Source organism: Ruegeria sp. AU67 (assembly GCF_900312795.1).
Lineage (GTDB): Bacteria > Pseudomonadota > Alphaproteobacteria > Rhodobacterales > Rhodobacteraceae > Ruegeria > Ruegeria atlantica.
Map to the genome: position 1 here is coordinate 257,921 of NZ_OMPH01000028.1, position 6,451 is coordinate 264,371.

6 protein-coding genes and 1 pseudogene are annotated in these 6,451 nt (G+C 58.5%); 6 read left to right on the forward strand and 1 reads right to left on the reverse strand.

Translation table 11 applies throughout. The annotated features are described in order from the left end of the window. Positions 1 to 42: 42 nt before the first annotated feature. Positions 43 to 645 carry a helix-turn-helix domain-containing protein gene (locus tag DK510_RS16465; protein ID WP_058273647.1) on the reverse strand — a complete coding sequence of 201 codons (603 nt, stop codon included), beginning with the start codon at positions 643 to 645 and terminating at the stop codon, positions 43 to 45. A gap of 147 nt (positions 646 to 792) precedes the next feature. Here DK510_RS16465 and glyA point away from each other — a divergent pair, with 147 nt between their 5' ends. From glyA to gcvT, 6 genes and pseudogenes are all read left to right on the forward strand, one after another. Beyond that, positions 793 to 2,046 carry a serine hydroxymethyltransferase gene (gene glyA / locus DK510_RS16470; RefSeq protein ID WP_108860661.1) on the forward strand — a complete coding sequence of 418 codons (1,254 nt, stop codon included), beginning with the start codon at positions 793 to 795 and terminating at the stop codon, positions 2,044 to 2,046. A gap of 11 nt (positions 2,047 to 2,057) precedes the next feature. After that, positions 2,058 to 3,440, forward strand: a complete 1,383-nt coding sequence (gene lpdA, locus DK510_RS16475; RefSeq protein WP_109312993.1) for a dihydrolipoyl dehydrogenase — start codon at positions 2,058 to 2,060, stop codon at positions 3,438 to 3,440. Positions 3,441 to 3,454: 14 nt separating this feature from the next. Beyond that, the gene (gene lipA, locus DK510_RS16480) at positions 3,455 to 4,399 is read left to right on the forward strand and encodes a lipoyl synthase (protein WP_109312994.1); all 945 of its coding nucleotides are present in this window, start codon (positions 3,455 to 3,457) and stop codon (positions 4,397 to 4,399) included. A 25-nt stretch (positions 4,400 to 4,424) separates the two neighbouring features. Then, complete coding sequence (locus DK510_RS16485; protein ID WP_108860658.1) at positions 4,425 to 5,795, forward strand: sodium:alanine symporter family protein; 1,371 nt, start codon at positions 4,425 to 4,427, stop codon at positions 5,793 to 5,795. Positions 5,796 to 5,873: 78 nt separating this feature from the next. Continuing rightward, positions 5,874 to 6,296, forward strand: a complete 423-nt coding sequence (locus DK510_RS16490) for a universal stress protein (RefSeq protein WP_058273652.1) — start codon at positions 5,874 to 5,876, stop codon at positions 6,294 to 6,296. A gap of 16 nt (positions 6,297 to 6,312) precedes the next feature. Continuing rightward, positions 6,313 to 6,451 (forward strand): annotated as a pseudogene (gcvT, locus tag DK510_RS16495) (glycine cleavage system aminomethyltransferase GcvT); the annotation flags it as partial.

Genomic DNA, 6,451 nt, shown 5'->3' on the forward strand with positions numbered 1-6,451 from the left:
CGGCCGCTGGGGCCGCTTTTATTCATGCCTTGTGCGTCGCGCTTATTCGAGTGACACCCACAGCACCTTCGCATCTTCCTCACTGGTTGAAATGCACCCGTGCCCCATCCCGCTGTCATAATAAAGCGAGTCACCAGCCTTCATCGGCAGCGGGCGATAATGCTCTGATACAAAGATCAGCTCGCCACTGATGACATACATGAACTCTTCACCCGTATGCCGGATCCAGTTTTCGAACTCTGACAGGTCGCGGGCTTTGATTGTCGCGATATAGGGCAGCATCCGCTTGCTGGTCAGCTCGGGACACAGCAATTCGTGCAAATAGGTCGGTGTGCTTTTTATCTCGCCTTCACCTTTCGGGGTAAAGTCGCGCCTTCCCGAAATCCCCGATTGCCCGGACTGCAGAAACAGCTGAGGGGTGCTCATATCCAGCGCCTGTGTCAGCCTGCGCACGATGTCGAAACTTGGCCGCGTCTGGTTGTTCTCGATCTTCGACAGGGTAGACCGACCGATTCCCGCCGCGCGTCCGGCTTCCTCCAAAGTCCAGCCTTTTGCACGTCGTGCATCGCGGATGGAACGCCCCAGAACCTCACCTTCGTCCTGATCTTCCGGTGAGGAAACATCACCGCGAGTCTCGTCGCCCATAAATATCTCCCTGTTTTACCGGAGGTTACAGAATTCCCTCAAACCACACAACTTCACAAATGTGAGATATATGTTGCTTTAGCTGCACGAATTCCACTATAGGAAACAAAATTTCGTACTGAGGATTCGGTGCCTGAGGAGGAAACCATGTTCAAAACGTCGCTTACCGAAGCAGATCCGGTTGTCGCTGCGTCAATTGCGCGAGAAGGCAAACGTCAGGCTGAACAGATCGAATTGATCGCGTCCGAGAATATTGTCTCGCAAGCTGTGATCGACGCGCAAGGGTCAGTCCTGACCAACAAATACGCCGAAGGGTACCCTGGCCGTCGCTACTATGGCGGCTGCGAATTTGTAGACGAAGTTGAATCCGAGGCCATCGACCGTCTGAAACAGTTGTTCGGCTGCGAATACGCCAACGTTCAACCCCATTCGGGCGCGCAGGCAAACGGCGCTGTTAAATTGGCCCTGCTCAGCCCCGGCGACACAATCCTGGGCATGTCACTGGATGCGGGTGGCCACCTGACGCACGGTGCCAAACCAGCACAATCCGGCAAGTGGTTCCGCCCGGTTCAGTACGGCCTGACCGATGCCGGTCTGATTGACTATGATCAGGTCGAAGAACTGGCGAAAGCCGAAAAGCCGCAACTGATCATCGCTGGCGCATCCGCCTATTCGCAAAAGATCGATTTCGCCCGCTTCCGCGCCATTGCGGATGAGGTCGGCGCTTGGCTGCTGGCGGATATGGCACATATCGCCGGTCTGGTCGCAACCGGGCTGCACCCCTCGCCTATCGGCCACGCGCATGTGGTTACCTCGACCACACATAAAACCCTGCGCGGTCCGCGCGGCGGGATCATTCTGACGAATGACGAGGCGCTGGCGAAAAAGATGAATTCGGCCGTATTCCCCGGCCTTCAGGGCGGCCCCCTGATGCATGTGATTGCCGGTAAGGCTGTCGCGTTTGGCGAGGCGCTAAAGCCCGAATTCAAGGACTACATGCAACGCGTTGTGGATAGCGCATCGGCGCTGGCAAACGTCATGATGGCGCGTGGATGTGACATCGTTTCGGGCGGCACGGAAAACCACCTGATGCTGGTCGATCTGCGCCCGCTGGGCGTGACCGGCAAAGACGCAGAAGCCGCGCTGGAGCGTGCCGGTTTCACCTGCAACAAGAACAGCGTGCCGGGCGATCCGCAAAAACCTACCGTGACCAGCGGTATCCGGCTGGGTACCGCAGCAGGCTGCAGCCGCGGGTTTGGACCGGAAGAGTTCAAACAGATCGGTCACCTGATCGGCGACGTGCTCGAGGCCTTGGCCCAATCCCCCGAGGGCGACGCGAAGATCGAAGCCGAAACCCGCGAAAAAGTCCGCGCACTCTGCGCCAGCCACCCGATCTACTGAAAGACCGTTCAATGAGTATCTACGACCTAATCGTCATCGGGGGCGGACCCGGCGGATATGTTGCAGCAATCCGCGCAGCACAACTGGGCATGAAAGTCGCCTGCGTTGAAGGCCGCGGTTCGCTTGGCGGAACCTGTCTGAATGTGGGGTGCATACCCTCCAAAGCGTTGCTGACCTCCTCGGCTAAGTATGCCGAGCTTGCACATCTCTCCTCCCATGGCATTGCTGTCGAGGGGGCCAGCATCGACCTGAGCTCGATGATGGGGCGCAAGGACAAGATCGTCGGCGATCTGACCAAGGGCATTGCGTTTCTGTTCAAGAAAAACGGCGTCGATCTGATCGAGGGATGGGCCAGTATCCCCTCTGACGGGCAGGTCAAAGTTGGCGAAGACGTTTATGAAGCCAAAAACATCCTGATCGCCACCGGTTCCGAGCCAACCCCGCTAAACGGGATCGAGATTGACGAGCAGGACATCCTGAGCTCGACCGGAGCAATCGCGCTGGACGCTGTACCCGAACATCTGGTTGTCGTCGGTGCCGGGGTTATCGGGCTGGAGCTTGGCCAGGTCTGGTCCCGACTGGGCGCGAAGGTCACAGTTGTTGAATATCTTGACCGCATTCTGCCCGGAATCGACGGCGAGATAGCAAAACTCGCACAGCGCGCCCTGTCAAAGCGTGGCCTGAAGTTTCAGCTGGGACGCGCACTGAAAACCATCGACAAAACTAACGTTGGATTGACTCTGACATTGGACCGGGTCGGCAAAGATAAAGAAGAGGTGATCGAAGCCGACAAGGTTCTGATCGCTGTCGGACGCCGCCCCGTATCGCGCGGGCTTGGGTTGGAAGATCTGGGGATAGCCCTCGACTCGCGCGGCTTCATTCAGGTGGACACGTCGTTCCGCACCTCGGTTCCCGGCATCTATGCGATTGGCGACTGTGTCCCCGGCCCGATGCTTGCCCACAAAGCCGAAGAAGACGGCGTCGCCTGTGTCGAGATGCTGGCAGGTGAAGCCGGTCATGTGGATTACAACACCGTTCCGGGCGTTGTGTATACTGACCCCGAAGTCGCCTCGGTCGGTCTGACCGAGGAAGCGCTGAAAGAGGCTGGTACCGAATACTCGGTTGGCAAGTTTGCCTTCATGGCCAACTCACGCGCGCGTTCGACTGGCGAGACAGACGGAGCCGTCAAAGTACTGGCCGACCCAAATGGCAATATCCTGGGCGCGCATATCTGCGGCGCACATGGCGGTGACCTGATCGCCGAGCTGGTTCTGGCCATGGCAAAGGGCGCCACCGCCGCCGAAGTCGCCGCAACCTGTCACGCACACCCGGCAATGGGCGAGGCCGTCAAGGAAGCCTGTCTCGACGCCATGGGCCGCGCAATCCACGCCTGAGAGGGAACAGCCAGATGACCATCCAGCTTCGCACCCGTCACCCGGAAAAAGCCAAGAAGGCTGACAGTGTCATCCCGCGAAAACCGAAGTGGATTCGCAAGAAAAAGATCGACGGGCCCGAATATTACGAGACCCGCCGCCTGATGCGCGACCACAATCTGGCAACGGTCTGCGAAGAGGCCGCCTGCCCCAATATTGGCGAATGCTGGTCCAAACGCCACGCCACCATGATGATCATGGGCGAGGTCTGCACCCGCGGCTGTTCCTTCTGCAACGTCTCTACAGGACGCCCCGATGCACTGGACCTGTTCGAGCCGGGCCGTGTTGCTGCAGCGGTTAAGAAACTAGGCTTGCGCCACGTGGTGATCACCTCGGTCGACCGCGATGATCTGGCAGACGGCGGGGCCGAACATATCGCCCAAACCATCCGTGCCGTGCGTCATCAGAACCCCGGCACCACGGTCGAGGTGCTAACCCCCGATTTTCTGGGCAAAGGCGATGCGGCGGATGTGGTGTTCGATGCTGCCCCGGACGTGTTCAACCACAATCTGGAAACCGTTCCGCACCTGTACCCGACCGTTCGCCCCGGCGCACGCTACTATACTTCACTGCGACTTCTGGATGATGCCAAGCGCGCAAACCCAGAAATCTTTACGAAATCCGGCTTGATGGTTGGCCTGGGCGAGAGCCTGAATGACGTGCGTCAGGTCATGGACGATCTGCGCGCGGCTCAGGTCGATTTTCTGACCGTGGGTCAATACCTGCAGCCGACCCCAAAACACCATCCAATTGACCGGTTCTGGTCACCGGAGGAGTTCGCCCAACTGGAACAGATCGCAAGGTCCAAGGGCTTTTTGCATGTGTCGGCGACGCCGCTGACACGTTCCTCGTTCCACGCCGACGAAGATTTTGCCGCCCTCAAGCAGGCCCGCCAGCGGGCCATCGCCAACGGGGCATAAACCAAACGCAAATGGGAGGGAAACCATGGAAGCGTTAAATTCAATCGTAGGAGCCATCAATGGCGTCGTATGGGGGCCGCTGATGCTGGTCCTCATCCTTGGCGTCGGCTTCTTCCTGCAGGTCGGGCTGAAATTCATGCCGATCCTGAAAATCGGCACCGGCTTCAAGCTTCTGTTTGCTGGCCGCGAAGGCCAAGGTGATGGTCAGATCAGCCCGTTCAACGCGCTGATGACGTCGCTGTCGGCAACCATTGGTACCGGCAACATCGCCGGTGTGGCCACTGCTGTCTTCCTGGGCGGTCCGGGCGCTTTGTTCTGGATGTGGATGACCGCCCTGGTGGGCATGGCCACCAAATATGCCGAAGCCGTTCTCGCGGTTAAATACCGTGAAAAAGACGAGCTGGGCAATTTTGTCGGCGGCCCGATGTACTACATCAAAAACGGCCTCGGCGCGAAATGGGCCTGGCTGGGCGTTGCATTTGCCCTGTTTGGCGCAGTTGCAGCCTTTGGCATCGGAAACGGCGTGCAGGCCAACGGCGTGGCGCAGGTTCTGGAATCGAACTTCGGCGTGAACACTTCGGTCACCGGCGTTGTTCTGATGGTCCTGACCGCAGCCGTTATTCTGGGCGGCATCACCCGCATCGGTGCGGTTGCTGGTAAACTGGTTCCGGCCATGGCAATCGCTTACATCGTCGCTGGTCTTCTGGTTCTGATCATCAATATCGGCGAGATCGGCAACGCGCTTTCACTGGTCTTCACCTACGCCTTCACGCCGTCCGCCGCCGAAGGTGGCTTTGCAGGTGCAGCCGTCTGGGCCGCCATCCGTTTTGGTGTGGCACGTGGTGTGTTCTCGAACGAAGCCGGTCTGGGTTCGGCCCCGATTGCTCACGCGGCAGCCGAGACCAAAGGTCCGGTCAACCAGGGCCTGATCGCGATGCTGGGTACGTTCATCGACACAATCATCGTGTGCTCGATCACCGGTCTGGCGATCATCTCTACAGGTGCATGGACCTCCGGTGAATCCGGTGCGGCCTTGACCTCGCTGGCATTCGCCACGTCGCTACCTGGTGGCGGTGCTCTGATCGCAATCGCTCTGTCGATCTTCGCCTTCACAACCATCCTCGGCTGGTCGTTCTACGGCGAAAAATGCGTCGAGTTCCTTCTGGGTGTTAAATCCCTGATGCCGTACCGCGTTCTGTGGATTGTCGCGATCTACTTCGGCGCAACCGCGGATCTGGGCTTTGTCTGGCTGCTGGCGGATACGCTGAACGCCATGATGGCCATTCCGAACCTGATCGCCCTGGCCCTGCTGAGCCCGATCGTCTTCAAGCTGACGAAAGAGTTCTTTGCCTCGGGCGGCAAATCCGAAGAGCCGGGCGGCACGCCTGCCGAATAATCCGGCCCTGAAGAATACGGGGGGCCATTCCGGCCCCCCGCCTTTGAAATAGAATTCCATATCTCGAGGAGAGACGTGATGGCCACGAAAATCCTGCTGCCTATTGACCACACCGACGACCGCTCGTGGAAACTGGCTCTGCCGGTCGCACTGGAACAGGCGAAGTTCTACGGTGCCGAACTGCATGCGGTTGCCGTCATCCCCGAGATCATCCAATTGCCGAACCTGCCTGCCAACTACGGCGCTGGTGCCAAAGACCACGTGCGCAATGCGGTTCAGGCCATACTGGATCACGGCAACGCTTCTGACGTGCAAGTGCATGTCGAAGAAGGCAGCGTCTACCGCGAAATCCTGAAGCTGGCCTACAAGGACGGCTTTGATCTGATCGTCATGGCGTCAACCAAAGGCGATTTCCCGAATTATGAGATTGGCCCGAACCTGGCCCGTGTCGTGCGCAACGCGCATTGCACCGTCATGGTCGTTCGTGACCAGTCTCGCTGATCGAAAGGCTAGAGATATGACTGATTTAAAACGCACCCCATTGCATTCTTTGCACGTTGAGTTGGGGGGTAAGTTGGTTGATTTTGCTGGGTGGGAGATGCCTGTTCAGTATCCTTTGGGGATTATGGGGGAGCATAAGCAGTGTCGTGAGAAGG

What these genes read in the sequence shown, in the direction of transcription:
- DK510_RS16485 (WP_108860658.1), top strand. Translation starts at nt 4,425, where the DNA reads ATGGAAGCGTTAAATTCAATCGTAGGAGCCATCAATGGCGTCGTATGG.
- DK510_RS16490 (WP_058273652.1), top strand. Translation starts at nt 5,874, where the DNA reads ATGGCCACGAAAATCCTGCTGCCTATTGACCACACCGACGACCGCTCG.
- glyA (WP_108860661.1), top strand. Translation starts at nt 793, where the DNA reads ATGTTCAAAACGTCGCTTACCGAAGCAGATCCGGTTGTCGCTGCGTCA.
- lipA (WP_109312994.1), top strand. Translation starts at nt 3,455, where the DNA reads ATGACCATCCAGCTTCGCACCCGTCACCCGGAAAAAGCCAAGAAGGCT.
- lpdA (WP_109312993.1), top strand. Translation starts at nt 2,058, where the DNA reads ATGAGTATCTACGACCTAATCGTCATCGGGGGCGGACCCGGCGGATAT.
- DK510_RS16465 (WP_058273647.1), bottom strand. Translation starts at nt 645, where the DNA reads ATGGGCGACGAGACTCGCGGTGATGTTTCCTCACCGGAAGATCAGGAC.